Source organism: Roseiarcus sp., from assembly GCF_049514155.1.
In the GTDB taxonomy this organism is placed as follows: domain Bacteria; phylum Pseudomonadota; class Alphaproteobacteria; order Rhizobiales; family Beijerinckiaceae; genus Roseiarcus.
Map to the genome: position 1 here is coordinate 1 of NZ_JBEKVH010000012.1, position 23257 is coordinate 23257.

Here is a 23257-nt window from a genome sequence, read left to right on the forward strand (position 1 = left end):
TCGAACTTGCGGTCGCCGCAATCCTGCGGCTTGCAGACGAAGGCTTCGCGGTAAGGTTTGCCGCCGACGTCGACCGCCTTCAGCGCGCCGCTGACGCCGTCGTAATTGCGGTTGAACTGCATCAGCCAGTCGGGCGTCGGCTGCACTTCTTTCATCAGCCTGTCCCAGGCGGCGCGGTAGGGACGCTCGCGCAGGGCGTCGAAGAGGAACGCCCCGTCTTCGGCCGCCGCGGCGGCGCTGGCGACCGAGGCGACGAGAAGGGCGAGGAAGACGGAGAGGCGCATGGCGGGAGCGGCGGTCATGGGGCGGCGCCGGTCAGAACGCTTTAAAGGTGATGATCGTCCGCGTGTCGACGATGCCCGGGATGACCTGCACGCGATGGCCGACAAAATGGCCGATATCGACGTCCTGTTCGACGTAGAACTTGGCGAGGATGTCGAAGTCGCCCGCGGTCGAGTAGATTTCCGAGGCGATCTCGGCCTCGGCGAGGGCGCTGGCCACTTCGTAGGTCCGTCCCAGCGCGCATTTGATCTGGACGAAGAACGTCTGCATGAATCATCAATCCTGACTGGCGCCTTCGGGCTTGGCGCTCTCGGGCGGGGCGCTTTCGGGCTTGGCGGCCTCTGGTTTCGCGCCCTCTTGTGCAACAACTTCGACGTCGCGGTCCATACCCGATTGCACCTCGAACGTCGCTTGGTAGGTCTTCGATTCGTGGCGAGCGATGACGACGTATTCGCCCTCTCCGAGCACCAGCGAAGGGAAGGCGCCGATCAGGTCGCGGATGAGGTCGCCGCCCGGCGTCAGCACCGTGAAATTACTGTTGGCGAGCGCTTCGCCGCCGGGTGCATTGACGAGCTTGATCGTCACCGTCGCGCAACGGTGGCGTAGCGTCACGTCGACCAGCTTGCCGGCGGCGACCTTGATGTCGGCGGCGACGATCGAATTGGTCGGCGTCGGCGCGCTGGCGCCCCCCGCCGCCTTGCTGACGCCGACCGATCCGATCCCGACCGTGTCGAGGAAGGTCGAGACGATATGGTAGGCGCCTTCCGGCAGCCCGATGATGTCGCCGGCGCGCGCCTTGGAATAGACGAGCTTGGCCTCGGGATTGTTGCGATCGGGCACGTAGAGAGCGATCGACAGCTTAGACGGGTCGATCGGCGAACCGCCGCTCGGGCCCGGACCGCTGAGCGTGCCGGTGATGCGCAAAGCCCCGGCGGCGAGGGTCAGCCGTTCGCTGCGCACTTCGGCGCCAAGGGTCAGACGCCGGGCGGCGCTGGCGAGGCCGAGCGAGACGTGGACGACGTAGTCGCCCGGCGGAGCGGTCAGCGTCGGCTGGGCGTCGTTCGATTCGACGATCAGCGGCCGCGAGCCGTCCGGCTCGGCGCGGGCCGAGAAGAGCCGCCAGTGCAGCCCGCCGGTCAGGGGCGTCGTCGCGCCGGAAAGGCTCGCCGAAAGGCGCAGCGTGCCGAGGCCGCCATCCAGCGTCCCGGCCGTCTGGGCAGCGGCGGGCGCGCCGGCGCTGACCGCCAGCCCCAGCGCCAGGAGAAACGTCAAGCGAAACATGGTCGATTGCCTTGCCGCGATCCTCGATGCCGGTCAATCCTCGACGCCGGCCAATCTTCGTCGCGCGCCCTGGCTGGTGGCGCGACAATGAGGCGGATCGAGGGCGGTTTACGCGCGGCGAAAATGCCGCCATGGATGGCTTCGCCCGAACGGGGCGGCAATTGCGGAGCCTGAGCAGCCATGAACGAGACGATTCGCCTTCTTCAGCGCCGGCGGTCGCTCGCTCCCGCCAACCTGACTGAGCCGGGTCCGAGCGCAGCTGAGGTCGAAACGCTGCTGACCGTCGCCTCGCGGGTTCCCGACCACGGCAAGCTCGCACCGTGGCGCTTCATCGTGTTCCAAGGCGAGGCGCGCGAACGGGTGGGGCGGATCGCCCTGCAGATCAAGCTCGCCGACGATCGCGGTCTCGCCGAAACGGCGCGATCGGCCGAACTCGCGCGCTTTACGCTGGCGCCGCTGGTCGTCGCCGTCGTTTCGCGCGCCGCCCCACACGTCAAGATTCCCGAGTGGGAGCAGGTCTTGTCGGCCGGCGCGGTTTGCATGAATCTGACCGTCGCCGCTAGTGCGCTCGGCTATGCGACGACCTGGTTGACCGAATGGTGCGCCTACGACCGGCGCTTCGCGACGGCGATCGGGCTTTCTGACCATGAACGGATCGCCGGCTTCATCCACATTGGCCGACCGAAGGTCGAACCGCAGGACCGGCCGCGACCGCCGCTGGCGGAAATCGTAACCACGTTCGCGCCCTAGAGGGAGGCGCTCATGTTTTACGAGACCGCGCTGCGCGACAAGGCGCTGCTGCCGCGCGACCCGTTCAAGGCGATCGTCGCGCCCCGGCCGATCGGTTGGATCTCGACCCGCGCCCCCGACGGGCGGGTCAATCTCGCCCCCTACAGCTTCTTCAACGCCTTCAATTCGGCTCCGCCGATCGTCGGCTTTTCCAGCGAGGGCTGCAAAGATTCAGCCTCGTTCGCGCGCGACAGCGGCGAGTTCGTCGCCAATCTGGCGAGCCGCGATCTGATGCAGGCGATGAACTTAACTTCGGCGCCGCTGCCGCGCGGCGACAGCGAATTTGTCCACGCCGGCCTAGCGATGGCGCCGTGTCGGCTGGTCAAGGCGCCGCGGGTCGCCGAGGCGCACGCTGCGCTGGAGTGCAAGGTCATCGGCGTCGTGCCTTTGAAGGACTCGGCCGGCGAAGCGATCGACTCCTATCTCGTGCTCGGCGAGGTCGTCGGCTTCCATATCGACGACGCGCTGATCCGCGACGGGCGCTTCGACACGGCTGCGGCGCAACCGCTGGCGCGATGCGGCTACCAGGATTACGCCGTCGTCGAGTCGCTCATCGCGCTGGCGCGTCCGCCCGGCGGCGAGGGCCGCAACGCGAGCTGAGCGCGCCTGCTTGCGGCGGCGCTATTAGCCGGCGCATTCGTTCACGTGCGTCCAGCCGACGAACTGGTGACGACTGTTGTAGGCCTTGCGGTAGACCCAGCAGTGGCTCACGTCGGTTTCGTCGTAATCATAATCGTCGCCGTAGGAATAATACGGGCCGGTGGGCACGAAAACCGGGCCGCCGGGCCACGGGTGATGACGCCGCCAGACGTCGCCGCCAGAGGGCTTGCCGCCGACCCATCCGCCCGACAACCTCTGCTGCACGAAGCCGCCGTTGGGGGTCGCCTGCGAGCGCGGCGTAAAGACGCCGCCCGAAACGTGACCGCCAAGGCCTGGGACCACGCCGCCGCCGGTCGGTGCGCCGCCCCCGCCGGCCGGTGGGCCGCCCCCGCCGCCCGGCAGGATTGCGCCGCCGCCTCCGCCTACGCCAGCGCCTCCGCCTGCGCCACCCCCGCCTCCCATCGGCCCCGCGTAGGCGGGCGCGACGAGCATCGTCGTGGCGAGCGAGAGAGCGAAGATTTTCGCCAATGTGCGCATGGAAGCCTCCTCCTCAAAGGACGCGGCGCTCGTTGGCGGCGAAAAGCCTGACGTCTGGTCCGCCGCCGAAGGCGCGCGCCGCTACGTCGTGACGCGAACGTTCGCGTAGAATATGTGTTCCGCATGGGGCGACAGCGAGAGGCAGTCGCGCAGGATTGATCGCGGCCGCCTTATTGGCCCTTGCAGAAGTCGGGGCGCGCCCAGCAATCAACGTTGGAGCCGTGACCGGCCAAGCTTGGGGGCGCGGGAGACGGCGTCGCGCCGGGATGCGGCGCTGGGGGATCGGAATTTGGTTCGCCCAAGGTCGAGGGCGATACGATTCCAGCTCCCTGACCGGAAAGGCCGCGCGAGTGCGGAATCGGCCCGTTATTGGCGCCCGACGAACCGCCGCCGCCGGAGGGGCCAGCGCCGGACAGGCCGCCGGCCGCCGGCGACGCGAAGGCGAGCGAGACCAGCGTCGCACCGAAAAGCCTCGAATAACCGCGCATGTTCGCCTCCCGACGGGGCCAGTCGAACGCCGGCGATATTTGAAAGGCGGCTGGCGGTCAGAGCGAGCCCAGCCGCCTACTTAGGCGCGAAGCGGCGGTTTGTCATGATGGGCCCGCTCCGCCCATGATAGAATCGCGTTGGCCCAAGGCGCGATGGCGCGATGTTTTCGACGCCGCTAAGGTCGCGCCTAATCGGCGGCGCCTTCTCGTGACGGAAGCGCGCGCCATCGCGCGAGAGGAGCGCCATATGAGATTTCGCAGCCTGACGATCGCGATCGCCGCCGTTGTCCTTCCGGCGCTAGCGGCGCCGTTCCCTGCCGAAGCCGCGGTGAAGATCGGCGCGTTGCGTTGCGACGTTTCCGGCGGGCTCGGCCTGATCATCACTTCTTCGAAAGAGATGCGCTGCTTCTTCAGTTCCGCCCACGGCTATCGCGAGTGGTATTACGGCACGATCCGCAAGTTCGGCCTCGATCTCGGCGCGACCAGCCGCGGCGTGCTTGCCTGGGCGGTGTTCGCGCCGACCGCCGGGGCGCGGCGCGGCGCGCTCGCCGGCGACTATGTCGGCGCCGACGCGTCGGTGGCGGTGGGGGCGGGGGTCGGCGCCAACGCGCTGGTCGGCGGCTTCGATCGCTCGTTCACCCTCCAGCCGCTTTCGGTCGAGGTGCAATCGGGCGTCGCGCTCGCCGCCGGCGTTGCGTCGCTGTCGCTGCGGACCGCACCCTGAGGCGAGCCGCAACGATCCGCGTCAGGCCGTGACGGCGCCGCCGCGCGCCCGCCAGCCATTCATGCCGCCTGGATAGTGTCGGACGTGGGTCGCGCCGGCGGCGTGCGCCTGGCGCAACGCCGCGCCCGAGCGCGCGCCCGCCTGGCAGATCAGCACCGGCGGCTTGCCGGCCGGAATCTGATCGGGTTTGAATCGCGATAACGGCAAATTGATCGCGCCTGGGATATGGCCGCCGGCGAATTCGTGCGGCTCGCGCACGTCGACGACGGTCACGCCGCCCTCGCTGACCGCCTTCTGCAACTCGTCATGGCCGACGTCGCGCGGCGACGCGTTCGGATCGGACTTGCCGAATAGACTGGAGAAGATCATCGCAGGTCATCCACGGTTGGCCGAAGCGGCTTTGGCCGCCTCGAACTGGGTGAAGGCGCCGAGGGCGTGGCTCGCGTACATGGCGGAAGGTCCAGCCCCCATGTAGATCGCCATGCCGAGGGTTTCGAGGACTTCGTCGCGCGTCGCGCCCTGTTCGACCGCCGCCTTGGTGTGGAATGCGACGCAATCGTCGCAGCGGGTCGCCACGGCGATCGCCAGAGCGATGAGCTCCTTGGTCTTGACGTCGAGCGCCCTGGGGGTGAGCGCGGCCTGGGCGATCGTTGAAAACGCCTTCATCACGTCGCTCGCGCCGGCGCGCAAATTCTTGAGTTCGGCGCTGAGCTCCTGCGCCGTCTCCGGCCAATCGGTCTTGCCCATGGGGTTACTCCTTTGCTTTCGAGTCACGAAGAGGTCGGGGCGGGGCGCTCGTCGTCGCGCAGCCAGACGTAGATCGCCGGAATGACCAGCAGGGTCAGCGCGGTCGACGAAGCGAGTCCGAACACCAGCGAAATCGCCAGGCCCTGGAAGATCGGGTCGGCGAGGATGAAGGCCGAGCCGATCATCGCCGCCGCAGCGGTGAGCACGATCGGCTTGACCCGCGCCGCGCCAGCGTCGATCAGCGCTGCGCGCAGCTCGGCGCCTTCGGCGCGCCGGCGACGAATAAAGTCGACCAGCAGGATCGAGTTGCGCACAATGATGCCGGCGAGCGCGATGAAGCCAATCATCGAGGTCGCGGTGAATGCGGCGCCGAGCCACCAATGGCCGAGCAAGATGCCGATCAGCGTCAGCGGCACCGGCGTCAGGATCACCAGCGGCAGCTTGAATGAACCGAATTGCGCGACGACCAGCAGATAAATGCCGAGGATCGCCACCATGAACGCCGCGCCCATGTCGCGGAAGGTCACATAAGTGACCTCCCATTCGCCATCCCACAGCAGGGTCGGCGCGGCGTCGTTTTCCGGTTGGCCGTGATAGCGGATCGCCGGCGCGCCGTCCTTGCCCCAGTCCTGCCTCGCCATTTCGCCTTCGATCGCCAGCATGGCGTAGATCGGCGCCTCGAAGCGGCCGGCGACATCGGCCGTCACCATCTCGGCGAAGCGTCCGTTGTGGCGGAAGATCGGATAGGAGGCGGGCTCGCGCGTCAGCCTGACGACGTCGCCGAGCTCGACGTTGGCGCCTTGGCGAACTGTGCCGCCCGCCGGCAGCGGGGTCGACAGGATGCGCTCGTCGGGCGTGCGCGCCGAGAGGGGTAGGGCGACGGAGATGTCGATCGGCTTGAGTCCGTCGCCGCGCTGCGAAAAGCCGATCGGCGCGCCGCCGAGCAAGCCGGCGATGGTGTCGTAGACCGCCTGTTCCTCGACGCCGTGAAACTCGAGCGCCTCCTGATCGATCGAGATGCGCAGGCGTTCGGCCGGCTTGGGAAAACTGTCGTCGACGTCGACGACGAAGTCGACCGCCGCGAAGGCCTTTCGCACTTTCGCCGCGATCGTGCGACGGCTCGCCGCGTCGGGGCCATAGATCTCGGCGAGCACCGTGGCGAGCACCGGCGGACCGGGCGGGACCTCGACCACTTTGAGGGCCGTGCCGGCGGGCAGCGGCAGGTCGGCGAGGCGGCGCCGAATGTCGAGGGCGATGGCGTGGCTCGCGCGCCTGCGCATCCCTTTGTCGACCAGATTAACGGCGAGATCGCCCTGCTGCGGTTCGTCGCGCAGGTAGTAATGGCGCACCAGGCCGTTGAAGTTGAACGGCGCCGCCGCGCCGACGTAGGCTTGGATCGAGGTCAGCTCCGGGAGGTTCTTGAGCCGCTCGGCGGCGGCCATCAGCGCGCGGTCGGTCTCCTCCAGCGCCGTTCCTTGCGGCAGGTCGAGCACGACCTGGATTTCCGACTTGTTGTCGAACGGCAGTAGCTTGACTCGCACGTTCTCGGTGGCGAACAGCGCGCAGGCAGCGACGGTCGCGAGGCCGACAGCCAGCAGGAAGACTTGCGAGCGGCGTCGGCCGCGCAAGAGGGGAGTGGCGACCCTCGAATAGAGCCGGCCGAGCGCGCCGATGTCGTGCGCATGGCCCTCGCTGTGTTCGATCTTGCCGGCGTGACGGCCGGCGATGTGCAGTAGCAGCCACGGCGTGACTGTGACCGCGACGCCGAACGAGAACAGCATCGCGATCGAGGCGTTGGCCGGGATCGGGCTCATGTAGGGGCCCATCATGCCGCTGACGAACATCATCGGCAGCAGCGCGGCGACGATCGTCAAGGTCGCGATGACGGTCGGATTGCCGACTTCGGCGACGGCCTCGACCGCAGTCTCGACCAAGCCGCGCTCGCCGCGCATCGACCAATGCCGGGCGATGTTCTCGACCACCACGATCGCGTCGTCGACGAGAATGCCGATCGAAAAGATCAGTGCGAACAGGCTGACGCGGTTGATCGTGTAGCCCATCAGCCACGAGGCGAACATCGTCATTAGGATGGTGGTGGGGATGACGATGAACACCACCACGCCTTCGCGCCAGCCGATGGCGAAGGCGATCAGGGCGACAATCGACAGCGTGGCGAGGCCGAGATGGAACAGCAATTCGTTGGCCTTCTCGGTCGCGGTCGCGCCGTAGTTGCGCGTGACCGTGACTTCGAGACCTGGCGGAATGATGCGGCCCTTGACGATCTCGAGGCGATGCAGCGCGTCGTCGGCCACCGCGACAGCATTGGCGCCTTTTCGCTTGGCGATCGCGAGCGTGACGGCTGGTCTGCGCTGAAGATCGCCGTTGTCGAGCTTGGTCATCGTCCAAGCGCGATGATCCGGCTCGGCGGCGCCGACCACGACATTGGCGACGTCCTTGACGTAGACGGGTCGGCCGTCGCGCGTGGTCAGCAGCAGCAAGCCGATGTCGGGCACGCCCTGCAAGGTCTGGCCGACGACGACGGGCAGCGAGCGGCCGTCCTCGCGCAGCGCGCCGACGACGAACGAGCGGTTGGCGTTGGCGAGCTTGTCGACCAGCTGGTTGAGCGTGACGCCGTAGAGCGCGAGCCGCTCGGGGTCGGGCTCGACGCGGATCTGGTTGCGGCTGCCGCCGACGATGTAGGTTCCGCCGACGTTGTCGACTTTGGCGAGTTCGTGCTGCAGCTCGTCGGCGACCTGATAGAGGCCGTTATCGGTCCATTGGCCGGCGTGGGCGGGGTCCGCCGACAGCGTCAGGTCGACGATGGCGACGTCGTTGACGCCGCGACCGACAATCACCGGCTCGGGGATTCCCTTGGGCAGCGCGACGATGTTGGCGCGGATCTTCTCGTGGATGCGCAGGAGCGCGACGTCTTCGTCGGTCCCGACCAGGAAGCGCGCGGTGACGACGACCTTATCGTCCTGGGTCTGCGAATAGACGTGCTCGACGCCGTCGATGCCCTTGACGATGTCCTCGAGCGGTCGGGTGACGAGCTCGACCGCATCTGCGGCCTTGTAGCCGTTGGTCGTCACCATGATGTCGACCATCGGCACGCTGATCTGCGGCTCTTCCTCGCGCGGCAGCGAAACGAGGGCGAGGGCGCCGGCGGCGAGCGCCGCCAGCAGCAGCAGCGGCGTCAGCGGCGAATTGATGAAGACGCGGGTCAGCGCGCCAGAGATGCCGAGCTTCATGGCGCGACCAGCGCGTCGCCGTCGGCGAGGCCGGCGAGAATCTCGATCGCGTCGCCGTGGCGCTCGCCGGGCTGGACGACGACCTCGGACCCGTCCGCGGTCTTGACGTAGTTGACCCCGGCGCGGCGGAAGACGAAGGCGGCGGGCACGACAATGACGCGCCGCGCCCCGGCCGAGACCCAGGCCAGCGTGCGTTCGCCGACGAAATAGTCACCGAGGCCGGGCACTTCGACGTCGGCGATGACGCGGCCGCCCTGAATCTCGGGGTACACGGTCGTCACGCGGCCTTCGCGCCGGGTTTCGTCCGTCAACTCGGTGAGGCCGCGTGAGCCGATCTGCACCTTGTCGCCGGCGCGCATGAACTGCGCATGGCGTTCAGGCAGTTGCAGGCGCAGGATGTAGCGATCCTCGGCGAGGGTGGCGACGGTTTCGCCGGGCATGACGACGCGCCCTTCTGAAACCGGTACCGAGAGAATGCGGCCGGCGCCGGGCGCGAGCACAGCGCCCTCGCTCATCTGCTGGGCGATGACGCTGCGGTCGCCGCGCATCGCGTCGAGATTGCGTTCAGCGACATCGTAGGCGGTGCGGGCGGCGTCGACCTGGACCTGCGCGCTGACGCCCTTGCGCAGCAATTCGTCAACGCGGTCGAGATCCGTCTTGGCCTTGTCGACCTGCGCCTGCTGCGATTCAATGCGGGCGTCGAGCGCCTGCATCTGCAGCACGAGCTTGGGGTCGGCGACGGTCGCGAGTTCCGCGCCGGCCTCGGCGCGTTCGCCCTCTTTTGCCTTGAGCGAGACGATCGTGCCGCCGAGCCGCGCACGGGCGACGAGCTGATGGACGGGCTCGACGGTGGCGACGACCGCCTTCTGATCCTGGACCTCGACCGCATGGACGACGATTCGATCCGCCGCAAAAGCGGCCTGAGGCAAGGCGATGGCGGCGATCAGCAACAGGCGGCGCATGGGCTCCCCTCCAGCGAGGCTTGACACATATATTCGGATATTCTAATTTAGCAAGCATGAATTTAGAGGAGCTGGAAAGTCAGGCGGGCGCGGCGGAGGGCCTGCTCAAGGCGGTCGCCAATCGCCGCCGGCTGACGATCCTGTGTGAACTGTCGCGCGGCGAACGTTCTGTGTCGGATCTGGGCGAGGCGATCGGACTGAGCCAATCGGCGCTGTCGCAGCATCTCGCGCGGCTGCGCGCCGACCGCATCGTCGCGACTCGGCGCGAGTCGCAGACGATCTACTATTCGCTGGAGAGCGAGCGCGTCAGGAAGCTGATCGACCTGCTCTACCAGCTCTATTGCGCGCCCGAATGCGGCGTCGAAACGAAAGCCAAAGAACAAGGAGAGGCGAAGCGATGACGATCGACAAGGCGGTGATGGCGTTCGCGGGGACGGTGGTTCTGTTTAGCTTGGGGCTTTCGCTGTGGCTCAGCCTCTATTGGCTGCTGCTGACAGCTTTCGTCGGGCTCAATCTGCTGCAGGCCTCGTTCACCGGCTTCTGCCCGCTGGCGATTGCGCTGCGGTGCGTCGGCGTGCGGCCCGGTCAGGCGTTTCGCTGACGCGCGGGCCGCGCAAAGGAGGTCAGTGATGAACTACTATCTCTCGCGTTCGGTCGCGCTGGATTTCGAGGCGGCGGTCGCCAAGACGATCGCGGCGCTCAAGGCCGAGGGCTTCGGCGTGTTGACCGACATCGACATCGCCGCGACGCTGAAGCAGAAGCTCGGCGTCGACTTCCGCAAGTATCGCATTCTCGGCGCCTGCAATCCTCCGCTGGCGCACAAGGCGCTTTCCGCCGACGACAAGATCGGCGTGATGTTGCCGTGCAACGTCATCGTGCAGGAGAGGGCGGAAGGGGGCGCGGAACTGGCAGCGATCGATCCGCGCGCGGCGATGCAGCGGGTCGGCAACCCGGCGCTCTCGGCGGTCGCCGAAGAAGTCGCTGAGCGACTGTCGCGCGCGCTGCAAGCGGTCTGATCGACCTGCGCAGGCCGACGAAATCCTTGGGTCGGCTTTTGGCGGCGCTCGTTTGCGTGTAATGAGGACCCAGGCGCGAAAAGCGCGCCCGCCGCGGCTGCGCCGCGGTCTCGCACGGGAGCGATCATGGACAAGCGCGTCGCAGCTAAGGCGCAGGTCGCGCCCGGCGGAGCGCGCTTGGCGATTGATCCGACCGAACTCGGCGCTCACGCCGAAGCCGCAGCGGCGTTGTTGCGCGCGATGAGCGGCAAGGCGCGGCTGCTGGTGCTGTGCAATCTCGTGCACGGCGAGCGTTCGGTCGGCGAGCTGCAACGCATCGTCGGCCTCAGCCAGTCGGCGCTGTCGCAGCATCTGGCGGTGCTCAGGCGCTCGAAGTTGGTCGAGACGCGCCGCGAAACGCAGACGATCTATTATCGCTTGGCCGGCGGCGCGGCTGCGGCGGTGCTCGAGACGCTGCACGGCATCTATTGCGCGCCCCCGGCGGGCGGCAAATCGCGCGGCCGCTGAGTCGCGCCCTCCGGCGCGTACCAGTTCAGCTTCTCGCGCAGCGACACGACTGTGCCGACGATGACGATCGTTGGGCCACGCAGGTTCGCCGCGCGCGCCTTGGCGGCGAGGTCGGCGAGCGTCCCGACGACGACGCGCTGGTTCACGCGCGCGCCGTTGTCGATGATCGCCGCGGGCAGGGCGGGGTCGCCGCCGCGGGCGACGAAGGCCTGCATCAGCTCTTCAACACGGTCGAGACCCATGTAGATCGCGACGGTCTGGTTGGGCTTGATCAGCGTTTCCCAGTCGAGATCGAGCGGGCCGTCGCGGCCATGACCGGTGACGAAGACGCAAGCCTGGGCGTGGTCGCGATGGGTCAGCGGGATGCCGGCATAGGCGGCGCAGGCGGTCGCGGCGGTGACGCCGGGACAGACCTGGAACGGGATGCCGTGTTCGGCGAGCTTTTCGATCTCTTCGCCGCCGCGGCCGAAGATGAATGGGTCGCCGCCTTTGAGCCGCAGCACCCGCTTGCCCTCGCGCGCGAGCCTGACCAGCAGATCGCTGATCTCTTCCTGTGGCAGCGCGTGGTCGGCGCGGCGCTTGCCGACATAGATGCGCTCGGCCTCGCGCCGCGCGAGATCGACGATGCTCGGATCGACCAGCCGGTCGTAGAGCACGACGTCGGCCTTCTGCATCAGTCTGAGCGCGCGGAAGGTCAACAGGTCGGCATCGCCCGGACCGGCGCCGACGAGATAGACCTCGCCGAGCCACGGGCCTTCGCCGCTTTCCGTAGCGCGATCGAGAGCCTCGACGAGTGCGGCCTCGGCGGCCGGTTCGTTGCGGGCGAGCGCCAGCTCGGCGATCGGCCCGTCGAGGACGCGCTCCCAGAAGCGCCGCCGCGCGACCGGCGAGCGCAGCTTGCTGTTGACCTGCGCGCGCATGCGGCCGGCGAAGGCGGCGAGCCGGCCGTAGGCGGCGGGGATCAGCGTTTCCAGCCGAGCGCGCAGCATTCGCCCAAGAAGCGGCGAAGCGCCGCCGGTTGAGACCGCGACGACGAGCGGCGCGCGGTCGAGGATCGAGGGTGAAATGAAATCGCTGAGATCGGAGCGGTCGGCGACGTTGATCGGCGGGCCGGCGCCGGCGAGCGCGGCGTGGAGCCGTTCGTCGGCGGCGGGATCGCCGGTCGCGATATAGCAGACGAGGCAGCCGGCGAGATCGGCGTGCGCCGGCTCGCGCGCGACATGGGTGAAGGCGAAGCGCTCGCTGAGCGGCGCGAACTCCTCCTCGTCGAGCCGCGGCGCGTAGATCGAGACGAGCGCGCCGGCGCGCGCCAGCGTTTCGACGCGGCGCGCCGCGACAAGACCGCCGCCGACGACCGCCGCTTTCTGACCGCAGGCGCGCAGGAACATCGGCAGGTAGGGCGTCGTCGCCGCGGCCGCGGGATCGGGACCGTCTTCGCTCATCAGCGCCTCATGGAGTCGCGCATCGGCTCAGGCCGCATCGGCGAGGCGGGCGCGATTGCGCGCGCGCCACAGCGCCTTGGCCCGCGCCCCGGCAGCGGCGGGATCGCGCTCGACGCCGAGCGTCGCCAGCGCGATCGCGACGGTGCCGATGATCGCCGCGGTCGCGTATTCGTCCTGTGTCTCGCCACGCCACAGCGCCGCGAGGCGGTCGAGATCGAGGTTTTCATCGGGAATTGCGTGTGGGTCATCGAGCAGCGGCGGCCAGCGCGTTTCGCCGGCTGCGCCGTCGGCGACGGTGAGTGTTTCGCACGGCTTGTTGGGCCGCCGCTCCGCTTCGCCGCCTTCGCCGCGGAACACCGTCATGCGCGCTTCGTCGAGCCTGAGCGCGGCGTCGCGGTGGATCGCCATGTAGCCGGGATGGAACACCGACTGGATCGAAGCCGGCGCGCCAAATGGATTGACGAGCCGCGCCAGCGTGTGGACCGGCGAGCGCAGGCCGAGGATCGTGCGCAAGGCGAATAGCTCGGCGAGCCGCGGGCAGAAGGCGTCGAGCGGCAGATAGACGAAATTGCGCGCTTCGAGATGGGCGGCGGCTTCGTCGAGGTCGGCGGCGATCGGCAGGCCGAGGCGGGCGATCGCCTCGCGTGTGTAAAGGCGCCCGGCGGTGTGGCCTTCGAGCCCGTGCATCGCGACGCGCCAGCCGGCGTCGGCGAGCGTCAGCGCCGCGAGCAGGAACCACGGCAGGCGCCGGCGCTTGCCGGCGTAGCTCGGCCAGTCGAGGTCGGCGCGGATCGCCGGCTTGGACAGGGTCGCGCGGACAGCGCGCACGAAACCAGCGATCTCGTCGCCGGTCTCCTCCTTGACCCTGAGCAGCATCAGGAAGGCGCCGATCTGCTCGGGTCGCGCGCCGCCGGCGAGGATCATCGCCATCGCTTCTTCGGCCTCGGCGAGCGTCAGGGCGCGCGTCAGCGACTTGCCGCGACCGAGAACGGCGATGAATCGCGCGAAAGGATGCGGTTCGGTTGCCAAGGGAATCGATTGCGTTTCCGGGCGTCGTGCGCCGGCGGCGACGCTAGCGGAATGCGCCGGGGCGGGGAAGGGCGCCGGCGCCGCGACCGCCGCCGGGCCGCCGCCCACGCCGAAAGACGCACAGGGCGACCCTAGACAAATTAGAATAACATGATATTCTAATATATGCAGCAGGCCGACCATGGCCGCGCGAGACGGGGAAACGCAGGAGAGGGAAAGGTGGCTGAAATCGTCATCATGGGCGCCGGACTTGGCGGCGCCGTCATGGCCTACGAAATGAAGGACCAGATGCGGCCGCAGGACAAGCTGACGGTCGTCACCAAGGACCCGATCTATCATTTCGTCCCGTCGAACCCGTGGGTCGCGGTCGGTTGGCGTTCTCGCCAGGCGGTCGAGGTCGACCTCGCCCCGACGCTGGCCAAGCGCGGGATCACCTTCAAGCCGGTGCCGGTGGTCAAGGTGTTTCCCAACGAGAACCGCCTGGAGCTCGCCGACGGTTCGGCGATCCGTTACGACTACCTCGTCATCGCTACCGGTCCCGAGCTCGCCTTTGACGAGATCGAGGGCCTCGGTCCCGACGCCAACACCTCGTCGATCTGCCACATCGACCACGCGTTGAAGGCCGGCGTCAGCTTCGAGGAGTTCTGCAAGAATCCCGGCCCGATCGTCACCGGCGCGGTGCAGGGCGCCTCGTGCTTCGGCCCCGCCTACGAGTTCACCTTCATCCTCGAGACCGAACTCAGGCGTCGCCGCATTCGCGACCGCGTGCCGATGACCTTTGTCACCGCCGAGCCGTATATCGGCCATCTCGGTCTCGATGGCGTCGGCGACACCAAGGGCCTGCTCGAGAGCGAAATGCGCGAGCACCACATCAAGTGGATCACCAGCGCGCGGGTGAAAAAGGTCGAGCCGGGCAAGATGACGATCGAGGAAGTCGCCGACGACGGCTCGGTCAAGGCGACGCGCGAGTTGCCGTTCGCCTATTCGATGATGCTGCCCGCCTTCCGCGGCATCGCGCCGCTGCGCGGGATCGACGGCCTCGTCAATCCGCGCGGCTTCGTCGTCGTCGACAAGCACCAGCAGAACCCGAAATATCCGAATGTCTTCGGCGTCGGCGTGTGCGTCGCGATTGCGCCGGTCGGACCGACGCCGGTGCCATGCGGCGTGCCGAAGACGGGCTTCATGATCGAGTCGATGGTCACCGCGACCGCGCTCAACATCGGCCAGATGCTGCGCGGCGAGAAGCCGACCCACCAGGGGACCTGGAATGCCGTCTGCCTCGCCGACTTCGGCGATTCCGGCGTCGCCTTCGTCGCCCAGCCGCAAATCCCGCCGCGCAACGTCAACTGGTCGTCGTCGGGCCGGTGGGTGCACGCGGCCAAGCTGGGTTTCGAGAAGTATTTCCTGCGCAAGATGCGCAAAGGCGCGAGCGAGCCCTTCTACGAGTCGGCAGCGTTGAAGATGCTCGGTATCGACAAGCTGAAGACGGTGACGACCGACTGATTGCGGCCGGGGCGGCGTGCGGTCACGGGCCCGCGCCGTCCTTGGGCGCGCAAAACATCTCGTGGACCGCCGCCAGCATCGTTCGGATTTCTTCGTTCGCCAGGCGATAGTGGACGGTCGCGCCGTCGCGCCGGGCGGCCACCAGATTCTCGAGCCTGAGCCGCGCCAATTGCTGCGACACGGTCGACTGCCGCTGCGACAGGAACGCCTCCAGCTCGCCGACCGATTTCTCGCCGCCGGCGAGCGCGCACAGGATCAACAGCCGCGATTCCTGCGCCAGCGCCTTGAGGAACACGCTCGCCTCGCGCGCCTTGCCGACCATCGCATCGAGGTCGACCGGCGTTTCGAACGCGCGCGGCGGTTGGGGCTTCATCGGCTTCGTCCCGGCGATTCAGAGGTCCGAGCCGAAGCTAGCGGCGACATCGAGGTCGGTAAAGCCGGCCGCGATCACGCGGCGAGCCGCCAGATCCGCGTCGCGTTGCCGCGGAACAGTCGCGTCTGTTCGTCGAGGCTGCTGCCCTTGACGATGGCGTGAGTCGCCGCGACCCAGATCGACAGCGAGGCGGTCTGCGTGCATACCGGCCAGTCGCTGCCCCAGACGACGCGGTCCCAACCGAAGCTGGCGATCGCGTGCTCGACGTAGGGGCGAATGTCATCGAGCGTCCAGCTTTCCGCGTCGGCGTAGGCGACGACGCCGGAAATCTTCACCGCAACGTTCGGTCGACGCGCGATCTCGACGATCCGCTCGCGCCACAGGTGCTCCTCGCGCTCTTTGATCTTCGGCGCGCCGCAATGGTCAAGGACGAACTGCACGTCAGGGCAGAGGTCGACGAGCGCAATCGCTTTGTCGATCTGGTCGGAGCGGACGCAGAGGTCGAACGGACGTCCGGTCCCCGAGAGCCGCGCGACGTTGACGCGGAAGAGCGGCGACAGACTCACGCCGTCGGGGACGACATGCAGCACGCGGCGGAAGCCCTTGACCAGCGGATTGGCGAGCTGGCGCTCGAGAAAGGCAGGAAAGTCCGCGCGCTCGGGTCGGCATGAGCTGATCGCGCCGATCAGCGGGCTCTTTGGCCGGGCCGCGAGGCGCTTCACCTGTTCCGACTCGGCCTCGATCTGATTTTCGGCGACGTCGACTTCCATGTGCAGCGCCGATCCGATGCCGCAGCGAAACGCTTCCGCCTGATAGCGTTCGAGCCGGAAGTCGTGGTTCAGCGCCGGAACGTCGGCGAGCCAGGGATAGGCGAGGACGCTGCGGTCGATGAGGTGGAGGTGGGTGTCGAGGATGCTCGGATAGGTCATCGGATCCGACTCGCGGGCCAGAAGCGGCGGGCGCAGAAATAGGCGCGGCGCGAGGCGGGGTCAAAAGAGCGCCGGCTCTTGCGCGCCGCGCGCCGATGTGTTGATCGGTTGGACGCGAGACCGACTGTAAGGCGCTCGGCGACATTGAGGGAGCGGAGCAGGACCATGGCCGGCAGGCTCGAAGGAAAGGTTGCGTTGCTGACCGCGGCGGCGGCGGGCATCGGCCGCGCTGCCGCCGAGGCGTTCGCCGCCGAAGGGGCGAAGATCGTCGCCACCGATCTCAATCTCGACGGGCTCAAGGGGCTCGCCGGCGCGACGCGCCAACTCGACGTGCGCTCGAGCGAGGCGGTCGGCGCGCTGGCGCGCGAGATCGGTCCGATCGACGTTTTGTTCAACTGCGCCGGCTTCGTCCATCACGGGACGATCCTGGATTGCACCGAAGGGGATTGGGACTTTTCCTTCGACCTCAACGTGAAGTCGATGCACCGAACCATCCGCGCCTTCCTGCCAGGCATGCTGGAGAAAGGCGGCGGCTCGATTGTCAACGTCGCCTCGGCCGCTTCCTCGGTGCGCGGCATTCCCAACCGCTATCTCTACGGCGCCTCGAAGGCGGCGGTGATCGGCTTGACCAAGGCCGTCGCGGCCGATTTCATTCGCCGCGGAATCCGCTGCAACGCGATCTGCCCGGCGACGGTCGAGAGCCCGTCGCTCGACCAGCGCATCGCGACGCTCGCCGCCCAATCAGGGCAGAGCGTCGCGGATGTGCGCAAGGCGTTCATCGATCGCCAGCCGATGGGCCGGATCGGCAAACCCGAGGAGGTGGCGGCGCTCGCCGTCTATCTCGCTTCGGACGAAAGCGCCTTCACCACCGGCCAGGCTCACATCGTCGACGGCGGCTTCGCGCTCTGACGCCTCTCAGCCGGCGCGCTTCGGCAGCGGCGGGGTGAAGCGGCCGTCAGCCGCCGTCCAGCCGCCATCGACCAGCAGGTACGAGCCGGTGACGTAGGAGCTCGCGTCGGAGCAGAGGAACACCACCGCGCCGGCCATCTCGGCCGGGCTCGCCCAGCGCTTCAGCATCGATTTGTCGGCGTAGGCGCGATACCAGGCCTCGTTCTCGATGATCTGCTTGGTCAGCGGCGTCTCGACCACGCCCGGCGCCACGGCGTTGAGCCGCACGCCTGAAGTCCCGAGCTCGGCGGCGAGCGCGCGGATCATTTGCAAGGTGCCGGCCTTGGTCGCAGCGTAGACCCCCTGGCCGGGCTCGACGACCTGGGCGCGTACGCTCGAGAAGGCGACGATCGAGCCCCTGCCGCGCGCCGCCATTGGCGGGGCGAACGCGCGAAGGACGCGGAACACGCCCTTGAGGTTGAGGTCGACGACGCGGTCGAATTCGTCGTCGGTGAGATCGAGCAGCGGTTTGCGCACATTGATCGACGGCGTGACGACCAGCGCATCGAGCGCGCCGAGGCTTTGCGCCACCGCCTCGATGATCGCTTTGTCTCGCATGTCGATCTTCATCGCTGCGCCCTTGCCGCCGCCCTTGTTGATTTCGTGGACTGTCTCCTCGGCGAGCGCGACGTTGACGTCGGCGACGACGACCTCCGCGCCGTGAGCGGCAAGGCCGAGCGCGCTCGCCTGGCCGATCCCGCTCGCCCCGCCGATCACCAGCGCGCGGCGCCCGGAAAGATCGAACATCTTTGAGTAGTCGAACATCGCGTTTCCTCTCAGTTTTGATTGGGCGGCTCGGGCCACGGGCGCGCTTCGCCGGCGCGCATTTCCTCGAACGCCATCGCCGCGCTCAGCACGCCGAGGTCGTCGAAGCGGCGGCCGACGATTTGCAGTCCGATCGGCAGGCCGTCACGGTCATAGCCGCAATTGACCGTCGCCGCCGGCTGCTCCGACATGTTGTAGGCGACGGTGAAGCCGATGTGGGCCATGGCGTTGTAGGGGTCGTTGCTCGGCATCGCCCATTCGGCGGGGTAGGTTACGTCGGGCGAAGTCGGCGAAATCACGAAGTCGTAGGGGAGGGTCGCGGCGACCGTCGCCTTGGCCATTTCCCGCATCTGATTGAAGCCGCGAAACACGGTCTCGCCGTCGAGGCCAGTCGCCGCCTCCGCCCAGGCGCGGATGAACGGAAGCACTTTGGCGCGCTTCTCGATCGGCAGCGCGGTAAGGTCGATCAGCGAGCGCACGCGCCAGAAGCGGTCGAGGCCGTCGAGCATGTCCTGGGTCAGGAACGGCGCGAGTGGCTCGATGACGGCGCCCGCCGCAGCGATGTCGCGCGCCGCGCGCTCGATTTCGCGCCTGACCGTCGGCGTCGGCTTGTCGCCGCAGCCCGCCTCGACAAGCAACCCGACCTTGCGGCCGCGCCAATCGAGCGGCTTGACCCGCCAGTCGAGCGTCTGCGGCGGCAGGCTCGAATAGTCGCGCGCGTCGGGCTTGGTCAGCGTCGCCATCATCAGCGCCGCGTCTTCGACCGTGCGCGTCAGTGGCCCGGCGGCGCGGCCGTAATAGGACGGATCGATCGGGACGCGGCCGCCGCTCGGCTTGAGGCCGATGAGGCCGCACCAGCCGGCCGGCAGGCGAATCGAGCCGCCGATGTCGGTGCCGACGTGCAGCGGCCCATAACTCGCCGCGGCGGCGGCGGCGCCGCCGGCCGACGAGCCGCCGGGGTTGCGCGCGACGTTCCATGGATTGCGCGCGAGCTTGTGGAAGCTCGACAGGCCGGACGACAGCATGCCGTAGTCAGGCATCGTCGTCTTGGCGAACAGGATCGCGCCAGCTTCGCGCAAGCGCGCCGCCGGCGGCGCGTCGGCGGCGGCGGGCGCCATGTCGCTCGCCGCCGTGCCGACGGGAATCGGCTCGCCCTTGGTGGCGATGTTGTCCTTGATCGTCGCCGGCACGCCGTCGAGCGGACCGATCGGCTGGCCGCGTCGCCAGCGCTCTTCCGACGCGTTCGCTTCTGCGAGCGCGCGCTCAGGCGAGAGGAGATAGGTCGCCGAGATATGCGGCTCGAAGCGCGCGACCCTATCGAGCACGCTGCGCATCGCCTCGAGCGGCGACAACGCGCCGCTCTTGTAAGCCTCGAGCAGCGCGGTCGCGCTCATCCGGAACGGTTGCATCTATGAACCTGTTTCACCTCTCAAGGCCGCGCCGCCCCCGCCCGGATCGGGTGCGGCCGCGATCTCTACTGCTTCCACGACATCGCGCCGACGTCGTTGGCGAAGATCGGCGCGTTTTTCCACAGGCCCTGCAAATGCGCGTCGGCGATCGTCACGTCGGGGAGTTGGAAGAGGAATCCGTTGACGCAGTCCTTGACGATCTGTCGCTGTGCGTCGCCAATCGCTGTCTTGAAAGCGTCGAGATCCGGCGCCGCCTGGATGCGGGCGAAGATGTCGCGGAACGCCTGGCTATCATACTGGAAGTAGTAGTCGGGATTGGCGTAGATGCCGATGTCGAGCGGCTCGACGTGGCTGATGATCGTCAGATCGAAGTTGTGGCCCTTGTAAACGTTTGACAGCCACTGCGCCCATTCAACTTCCTCGATCTTGGCCTGGACGCCGACTTCGGCGAGCTCGGCCGCGATGATCTCGCCGCTCTTGCGGGCATAGTCTGGCGGCGGCAGCGTCAGCGTCACCTGCAGCGGCGTCGTCACGCCCGCTTCCTTGAGCAGCGCCTTGGCCTTCTCGGGGTCGTGCGGATAGGCGCCGGTCAAGTCGACGTAGCCGGGGTCGTTGGGGACGAGGTGGCTGCCGATCGGCGTCGCCAGACCATTCTGAGCGCCGTCGATGATCGCCTTGCGGTCGATCGCATAGGCGAGCGCCTGACGCACGCGCAGGTCGTCGAACGGCTTCTTCTTGTTGTTGATGGCGAGGATCGTCTTGCCGTCGGTGCCGCCAGTGAGTACCTGGAAGCGCGGATCAGCCTGGAACTGGGCGACGTTCTGCAGTCCTTGGAAGCGCGGGAAGGCGTCGATGTCGCCGGCGAGCAGCGCCGCCATTTCGGCCGATGGGTCGCTGATGAATTTGAAGGTGACGTGCTTGATCGCGATCTTGGCCGCGTCGCGGAACCCGTCCCACTTCTCCAGAGTCGCCGAGGCGCCCTTGTTCCAGGAGACGAACTTGTAGGGGCCGGTGCCGACCGGAGCGGTCGCGTCGGTCGCGGCGCTCTTTTCGTCGACGATCACGGCGGTGTTGAGGCCGAGGTGATAGAGCGCCTGGAAGCTCGGGTCCTTGAACGTCAGCGTAATCGTCGCCGGGTCGCTGGCGTCGATCGACTGGATCGAGGCGAAGAACGCTTTCTCCTTGTTGGTCGAGTCCTTGCCGGCGGCGCGCTCGAACGCGAATTTGACGTCCTTGGAGCTGAAAGGCTCGTCGTCCTGGAACTTGACCCCTTGGCGCAGCGTGAAAGTCAGCGTCTTGAGGTCGGGTGAGAATGCCCATTTCTCGGCGAGGAGCGGCGTAACATTGAAATTGTCGTCGAGCTTAACCAGCCCTTCGAAGATGTTGTAGTGGGTGATCTCGCCGATCGCAGCGGCCGCGCCGGTGGTTGGATCGAGCGTCGGCGGTTCGAGCGCCATGCCGATCGTCACGCCGTCCTTGTCGGCGGCGAAGGCCGTCGAAGCGGCGATCACTGCGGCGAAAGCAAAAAGCAATGAGAGGGGCTTGCGCATGCGGCGCTCCTTTGGCGGCTGGCGGGGTCCGCCAAACTCTAGCATCTTGGGCGATGAGGGCGTCAAGCACGGAAAAGGCGGCCGGAGAGGGCGCCTGCCTTGCCCCGCGGCATGGACGCCTTTATGCCCCGGTCCAAACGGCGACCGGCCTCAAACGGTCGCCGCAAGCGGCGCGGGCGCGCCGCCAGCATGGTGAGCCGCCTGTGACCGAACGCGCCATATCTCCGCCGGTCTCGCTGCGCAGCGAGGCCGCGCCGCCCGCGCGTTGGGCGCCTGTCGCGCTAGTCGCCGTGCAGATCTGCGCTTGGACAGCGCTGGGCGCGCTGTTCGAAGGGTCGATCGACGCCGACGTCGCCGAAGGGGTGGTCGACGGCCCGGAATGGCGGCTCTCCTATTTGCGCCACCCGCCGCTGTCGTCGTGGCTCAGCGGCGTCGCCTCGACAACCGGACCGTGGCGCTACCTTGTTCTGTTTGCAATCGCGGTCGCCTTCGGTTGCTGCGCGTTCGCGCTGGTCTCGCTGTTCATCCGTCGCGTCGATGGATCGGCCGCGAGCCTCGTCGCTTTGCTGGCGGGCCTCGGCTCGCCCTACGCGACCTACTGGCCGCTCAAGTTCAACCACAACATCGGCGTGATGCCGTTCTGGGCGCTCGTCCTGTGGACGGCGTGGAACGCCTTCGAGGGCGGATCGCTGGCGAGCTGGGCGCTGTTCGGCGCGGCGGTCGGCTTCAGTCTGTGGGCGAAATACGCGATCCTTCACCTCGTCGCTCCGCTCGGTGTGGCTTTCCTTCTGACGCCCGAATGGCGCAAGCGGCTTGCCGGGCCGGGTCCGTGGCTGGCGGCGGCGATCGCCGTCGCGATCGTCGCGCCGCAGGCGATCGACGTCGCGCGCCACGGCGCCACGACCCTCAAGTGGGCGACCCACACGACGCATTCGGGCGCGGGCGAGCGCATCGGCTGGATGGCGGCGTTCGTTATCGACGCGGCGCTCGCCAATGCGCCGATGGCCCTGATCGCCTGGTTGGCATGCGGAGGCGAGCGGCTCAAGGCGGCGATCCGGGCGATGATCGCGCCGGCGACGCGCACCCGGCTCGACCTCTTTCTGCATTTCGCCGTCGTTGGCCCGGTCGTGCTCATCATTCTCGCCGCGCCGTTCGGCGTGCGCGTCTTCTATCATTGGCTGACGCCGGTCACGGTCGGCTTCGCCGCCTGGTGGGGCCATGCGGCGGCGCGGGCGGGCCTCCAGGTCCTGCCACGCCGCGTCTGGTTCGTCTTCGCAGCCTGGGCCGTCGTCGTCGTCGTCGGCTATGTCGGCGAGCGTGAAGCCTGGCGCCTGCAGGCGCCGCTTAGCACCGGCGCCTATCCTGAAATGGACGGTCCGGCGCTCGCGGCGCTCGCCGAGCGCTATTGGGCGGGCCACGGCGGCGGCCCTATCCCCTACCTCGTCAGCTACGACGGCAAGATCGGCTTCCAGGCGGCGGGGTCGATCGTTTTCGATCTTCCTTACCGGGTGCGGGCGCTAGACGGGGGCGACACGCACAACGCGCCTTGGCTCGACGTCGCCGATCTCAAGCGGCGCGGCGCGCTAGTGGTCGCCGCCGGGCCAGACTTGAAGGCGACGATCGACGGCGCGCCGATCGAGGTTCTCGACCTGACGGCTTTCGTCCGGCCGACCCTGCCTGGGGTCAAGGCGCCGCCGCAGATCTATTTTGGCGTGATTTCGCCACAGCCTTAGCGCTCAGGTCGTCGCGGCGCCGCTCAGCGCCGCGGCGAGCTTCTCGATCCGCTGGCTGAGGTCGCCAAACGCCTGGGCGACGGCGACGGCCTGGATTTCGGCGTCATGCCGGCCGGCCCGCTCGCGATCGGCGCCGCGCCCCGCTTCCGCCTCGAGAGTGGCGATCTGGGCGCGCGCCTCGGTGAGCTCATCGGCGATCGTGAGGGCCGCCATGACAATCAGCCGCTGGTCGCCGATCTCACCGAAAGACTTGTGAATCGTATCGAATTTGCTGTCGACCAAGCGCGCCAGCGACTCCAAATGCTCTTCTTCGCCCTCATTGCACGCCAGGCGGTAGGTGCGTCCGCCGATCGTGACCGCCACTTGCGCCATCGCCGCCCGCCTTTCGAAAACGC

At 68.0% G+C, this 23257-nt stretch carries 25 protein-coding genes and 1 pseudogene; 10 read left to right on the top strand and 16 right to left on the bottom strand.

Annotated elements, in window-relative coordinates; all coding sequences use genetic code 11:
• The 3 genes and pseudogenes from ABSF49_RS02955 to ABSF49_RS02965 form a co-directional block, all read right to left on the bottom strand.
• A pseudogene (locus ABSF49_RS02955) lies at positions 1-302 on the bottom strand (Ivy family c-type lysozyme inhibitor); the annotation flags it as partial.
• Between the two features lie 13 nt (positions 303-315).
• Positions 316-552, bottom strand: coding sequence for an Lrp/AsnC ligand binding domain-containing protein (locus tag ABSF49_RS02960; protein WP_424111138.1), 237 nt, complete (start codon positions 550-552; stop codon positions 316-318).
• 6 nt (positions 553-558) lie between these two features.
• Positions 559-1563: an RgsD C-terminal domain-containing protein gene (locus tag ABSF49_RS02965; protein WP_424111139.1), complete on the bottom strand. Its 1005-nt coding sequence runs from the start codon at positions 1561-1563 to the stop codon at positions 559-561.
• 180 nt (positions 1564-1743) lie between these two features.
• On the opposite strand from ABSF49_RS02965, the gene ABSF49_RS02970 reads away from it, so the two are divergent.
• Positions 1744-2313 (top strand): nitroreductase family protein, encoded by a 570-nt coding sequence (locus tag ABSF49_RS02970; protein ID WP_424111140.1) that lies wholly within the window; start codon positions 1744-1746, stop codon positions 2311-2313.
• A gap of 12 nt (positions 2314-2325) precedes the next feature.
• Complete coding sequence (locus ABSF49_RS02975; protein ID WP_424111141.1) at positions 2326-2952, top strand: flavin reductase family protein; 627 nt, start codon at positions 2326-2328, stop codon at positions 2950-2952.
• Positions 2953-2976: 24 nt separating this feature from the next.
• Here the strand turns inward: ABSF49_RS02975 and ABSF49_RS02980 are convergent, their stop codons facing one another.
• The gene (locus ABSF49_RS02980; RefSeq protein WP_424111142.1) at positions 2977-3489 is read right to left on the bottom strand and encodes a hypothetical protein; all 513 of its coding nucleotides are present in this window, start codon (positions 3487-3489) and stop codon (positions 2977-2979) included.
• Between the two features lie 735 nt (positions 3490-4224).
• On the opposite strand from ABSF49_RS02980, the gene ABSF49_RS02985 reads away from it, so the two are divergent.
• On the top strand, positions 4225-4701 hold the full coding sequence (locus ABSF49_RS02985) for a DUF992 domain-containing protein (protein WP_424111143.1): 477 nt from the start codon (positions 4225-4227) through the stop codon (positions 4699-4701).
• A gap of 21 nt (positions 4702-4722) precedes the next feature.
• Here ABSF49_RS02985 and ABSF49_RS02990 read toward each other — a convergent pair whose 3' ends face one another.
• Genes ABSF49_RS02990 through ABSF49_RS03005 form a run of 4 tightly spaced genes read right to left on the bottom strand, consistent with a single transcriptional unit; the run spans position 4723 to position 9658 of the window.
• On the bottom strand, positions 4723-5070 hold the full coding sequence (locus ABSF49_RS02990) for a rhodanese-like domain-containing protein (protein ID WP_424111144.1): 348 nt from the start codon (positions 5068-5070) through the stop codon (positions 4723-4725).
• Between the two features lie 6 nt (positions 5071-5076).
• Positions 5077-5448 (bottom strand): carboxymuconolactone decarboxylase family protein, encoded by a 372-nt coding sequence (locus ABSF49_RS02995; RefSeq protein ID WP_424111145.1) that lies wholly within the window; start codon positions 5446-5448, stop codon positions 5077-5079.
• Positions 5449-5471: 23 nt separating this feature from the next.
• Complete coding sequence (locus tag ABSF49_RS03000; RefSeq protein WP_424111146.1) at positions 5472-8696, bottom strand: efflux RND transporter permease subunit; 3225 nt, start codon at positions 8694-8696, stop codon at positions 5472-5474.
• A complete protein-coding gene (locus tag ABSF49_RS03005; RefSeq protein WP_424111147.1) occupies positions 8693-9658 on the bottom strand; it encodes an efflux RND transporter periplasmic adaptor subunit in 966 nt (321 codons plus the stop codon). The genes ABSF49_RS03000 and ABSF49_RS03005 overlap by 4 nt, the downstream gene beginning before the upstream one ends.
• A 56-nt stretch (positions 9659-9714) precedes the next feature.
• On the opposite strand from ABSF49_RS03005, the gene ABSF49_RS03010 reads away from it, so the two are divergent.
• From ABSF49_RS03010 to ABSF49_RS03025, 4 genes are all read left to right on the top strand, one after another.
• The gene (locus ABSF49_RS03010) at positions 9715-10059 is read left to right on the top strand and encodes an ArsR/SmtB family transcription factor (RefSeq protein WP_424111148.1); all 345 of its coding nucleotides are present in this window, start codon (positions 9715-9717) and stop codon (positions 10057-10059) included.
• Positions 10056-10259: a YgaP family membrane protein gene (locus ABSF49_RS03015; protein ID WP_424111149.1), complete on the top strand. Its 204-nt coding sequence runs from the start codon at positions 10056-10058 to the stop codon at positions 10257-10259. The genes ABSF49_RS03010 and ABSF49_RS03015 overlap by 4 nt, the downstream gene beginning before the upstream one ends.
• 28 nt (positions 10260-10287) lie before the next feature.
• Complete coding sequence (locus ABSF49_RS03020; RefSeq protein WP_424111150.1) at positions 10288-10674, top strand: DUF302 domain-containing protein; 387 nt, start codon at positions 10288-10290, stop codon at positions 10672-10674.
• Between the two features lie 126 nt (positions 10675-10800).
• Complete coding sequence (locus tag ABSF49_RS03025; protein ID WP_424111151.1) at positions 10801-11181, top strand: ArsR/SmtB family transcription factor; 381 nt, start codon at positions 10801-10803, stop codon at positions 11179-11181.
• On the opposite strand, the gene cysG is transcribed toward ABSF49_RS03025, so the two are convergent.
• The gene (gene cysG, locus ABSF49_RS03030) at positions 11139-12623 is read right to left on the bottom strand and encodes a siroheme synthase CysG (protein ID WP_424111152.1); all 1485 of its coding nucleotides are present in this window, start codon (positions 12621-12623) and stop codon (positions 11139-11141) included. The genes ABSF49_RS03025 and cysG overlap by 43 nt on opposite strands.
• Positions 12624-12650: 27 nt before the next feature.
• On the bottom strand, positions 12651-13652 hold the full coding sequence (locus ABSF49_RS03035; RefSeq protein WP_424111153.1) for a glycosyl transferase family protein: 1002 nt from the start codon (positions 13650-13652) through the stop codon (positions 12651-12653).
• Positions 13653-13871: 219 nt separating this feature from the next.
• Between ABSF49_RS03035 and ABSF49_RS03040 the strand changes: the two genes are divergently transcribed.
• Positions 13872-15155, top strand: a complete 1284-nt coding sequence (locus ABSF49_RS03040) for an NAD(P)/FAD-dependent oxidoreductase (RefSeq protein ID WP_424111154.1) — start codon at positions 13872-13874, stop codon at positions 15153-15155.
• 22 nt (positions 15156-15177) lie between these two features.
• Here ABSF49_RS03040 and ABSF49_RS03045 read toward each other — a convergent pair whose 3' ends face one another.
• Positions 15178-15528: an ArsR/SmtB family transcription factor gene (locus tag ABSF49_RS03045; protein ID WP_424111155.1), complete on the bottom strand. Its 351-nt coding sequence runs from the start codon at positions 15526-15528 to the stop codon at positions 15178-15180.
• A gap of 74 nt (positions 15529-15602) precedes the next feature.
• Positions 15603-16457, bottom strand: a complete 855-nt coding sequence (locus ABSF49_RS03050) for an amidohydrolase family protein (RefSeq protein ID WP_424111156.1) — start codon at positions 16455-16457, stop codon at positions 15603-15605.
• 165 nt (positions 16458-16622) lie between these two features.
• Between ABSF49_RS03050 and ABSF49_RS03055 the strand changes: the two genes are divergently transcribed.
• Positions 16623-17366 carry an SDR family oxidoreductase gene (locus ABSF49_RS03055; protein WP_424111157.1) on the top strand — a complete coding sequence of 248 codons (744 nt, stop codon included), beginning with the start codon at positions 16623-16625 and terminating at the stop codon, positions 17364-17366.
• A gap of 6 nt (positions 17367-17372) precedes the next feature.
• On the opposite strand, the gene ABSF49_RS03060 is transcribed toward ABSF49_RS03055, so the two are convergent.
• The 3 genes from ABSF49_RS03060 to ABSF49_RS03070 form a co-directional block, all read right to left on the bottom strand.
• A complete protein-coding gene (locus ABSF49_RS03060) occupies positions 17373-18170 on the bottom strand; it encodes an SDR family NAD(P)-dependent oxidoreductase (protein ID WP_424111158.1) in 798 nt (265 codons plus the stop codon).
• Between the two features lie 11 nt (positions 18171-18181).
• A complete protein-coding gene (locus ABSF49_RS03065; RefSeq protein ID WP_424111159.1) occupies positions 18182-19564 on the bottom strand; it encodes an amidase in 1383 nt (460 codons plus the stop codon).
• A gap of 80 nt (positions 19565-19644) precedes the next feature.
• Positions 19645-21129, bottom strand: coding sequence for an ABC transporter substrate-binding protein (locus ABSF49_RS03070; protein ID WP_424111160.1), 1485 nt, complete (start codon positions 21127-21129; stop codon positions 19645-19647).
• 203 nt (positions 21130-21332) lie between these two features.
• Here ABSF49_RS03070 and ABSF49_RS03075 point away from each other — a divergent pair, with 203 nt between their 5' ends.
• Positions 21333-22862, top strand: a complete 1530-nt coding sequence (locus tag ABSF49_RS03075; RefSeq protein WP_424111161.1) for a glycosyltransferase family 39 protein — start codon at positions 21333-21335, stop codon at positions 22860-22862.
• A 3-nt stretch (positions 22863-22865) separates the two neighbouring features.
• Here the strand turns inward: ABSF49_RS03075 and ABSF49_RS03080 are convergent, their stop codons facing one another.
• The gene (locus ABSF49_RS03080; RefSeq protein ID WP_424111162.1) at positions 22866-23234 is read right to left on the bottom strand and encodes a cell division protein ZapA; all 369 of its coding nucleotides are present in this window, start codon (positions 23232-23234) and stop codon (positions 22866-22868) included.
• Positions 23235-23257: the final 23 nt, after the last annotated feature.

Bases quoted from the DNA above. Each gene is read 5' to 3' on its own strand.
- ABSF49_RS02975 (WP_424111141.1), top strand. From the start codon at position 2,326: ATGTTTTACGAGACCGCGCTGCGCGACAAGGCGCTGCTGCCGCGCGAC.
- ABSF49_RS03020 (WP_424111150.1), top strand. From the start codon at position 10,288: ATGAACTACTATCTCTCGCGTTCGGTCGCGCTGGATTTCGAGGCGGCG.
- ABSF49_RS02980 (WP_424111142.1), bottom strand. From the start codon at position 3,489: ATGCGCACATTGGCGAAAATCTTCGCTCTCTCGCTCGCCACGACGATG.
- ABSF49_RS02990 (WP_424111144.1), bottom strand. From the start codon at position 5,070: ATGATCTTCTCCAGTCTATTCGGCAAGTCCGATCCGAACGCGTCGCCG.
- cysG (WP_424111152.1), bottom strand. From the start codon at position 12,623: ATGAGCGAAGACGGTCCCGATCCCGCGGCCGCGGCGACGACGCCCTAC.
- ABSF49_RS02960 (WP_424111138.1), bottom strand. From the start codon at position 552: ATGCAGACGTTCTTCGTCCAGATCAAATGCGCGCTGGGACGGACCTAC.
- ABSF49_RS03055 (WP_424111157.1), top strand. From the start codon at position 16,623: ATGGCCGGCAGGCTCGAAGGAAAGGTTGCGTTGCTGACCGCGGCGGCG.
- ABSF49_RS03010 (WP_424111148.1), top strand. From the start codon at position 9,715: ATGAATTTAGAGGAGCTGGAAAGTCAGGCGGGCGCGGCGGAGGGCCTG.
- ABSF49_RS03080 (WP_424111162.1), bottom strand. From the start codon at position 23,234: ATGGCGCAAGTGGCGGTCACGATCGGCGGACGCACCTACCGCCTGGCG.
- ABSF49_RS03070 (WP_424111160.1), bottom strand. From the start codon at position 21,129: ATGCGCAAGCCCCTCTCATTGCTTTTTGCTTTCGCCGCAGTGATCGCC.
- ABSF49_RS03060 (WP_424111158.1), bottom strand. From the start codon at position 18,170: ATGTTCGACTACTCAAAGATGTTCGATCTTTCCGGGCGCCGCGCGCTG.
- ABSF49_RS03015 (WP_424111149.1), top strand. From the start codon at position 10,056: ATGACGATCGACAAGGCGGTGATGGCGTTCGCGGGGACGGTGGTTCTG.
- ABSF49_RS03005 (WP_424111147.1), bottom strand. From the start codon at position 9,658: ATGCGCCGCCTGTTGCTGATCGCCGCCATCGCCTTGCCTCAGGCCGCT.
- ABSF49_RS02970 (WP_424111140.1), top strand. From the start codon at position 1,744: ATGAACGAGACGATTCGCCTTCTTCAGCGCCGGCGGTCGCTCGCTCCC.
- ABSF49_RS03025 (WP_424111151.1), top strand. From the start codon at position 10,801: ATGGACAAGCGCGTCGCAGCTAAGGCGCAGGTCGCGCCCGGCGGAGCG.
- ABSF49_RS03050 (WP_424111156.1), bottom strand. From the start codon at position 16,457: ATGACCTATCCGAGCATCCTCGACACCCACCTCCACCTCATCGACCGC.
- ABSF49_RS02995 (WP_424111145.1), bottom strand. From the start codon at position 5,448: ATGGGCAAGACCGATTGGCCGGAGACGGCGCAGGAGCTCAGCGCCGAA.
- ABSF49_RS03000 (WP_424111146.1), bottom strand. From the start codon at position 8,696: ATGAAGCTCGGCATCTCTGGCGCGCTGACCCGCGTCTTCATCAATTCG.
- ABSF49_RS02985 (WP_424111143.1), top strand. From the start codon at position 4,225: ATGAGATTTCGCAGCCTGACGATCGCGATCGCCGCCGTTGTCCTTCCG.
- ABSF49_RS03065 (WP_424111159.1), bottom strand. From the start codon at position 19,564: ATGAGCGCGACCGCGCTGCTCGAGGCTTACAAGAGCGGCGCGTTGTCG.
- ABSF49_RS02965 (WP_424111139.1), bottom strand. From the start codon at position 1,563: ATGTTTCGCTTGACGTTTCTCCTGGCGCTGGGGCTGGCGGTCAGCGCC.
- ABSF49_RS03045 (WP_424111155.1), bottom strand. From the start codon at position 15,528: ATGAAGCCCCAACCGCCGCGCGCGTTCGAAACGCCGGTCGACCTCGAT.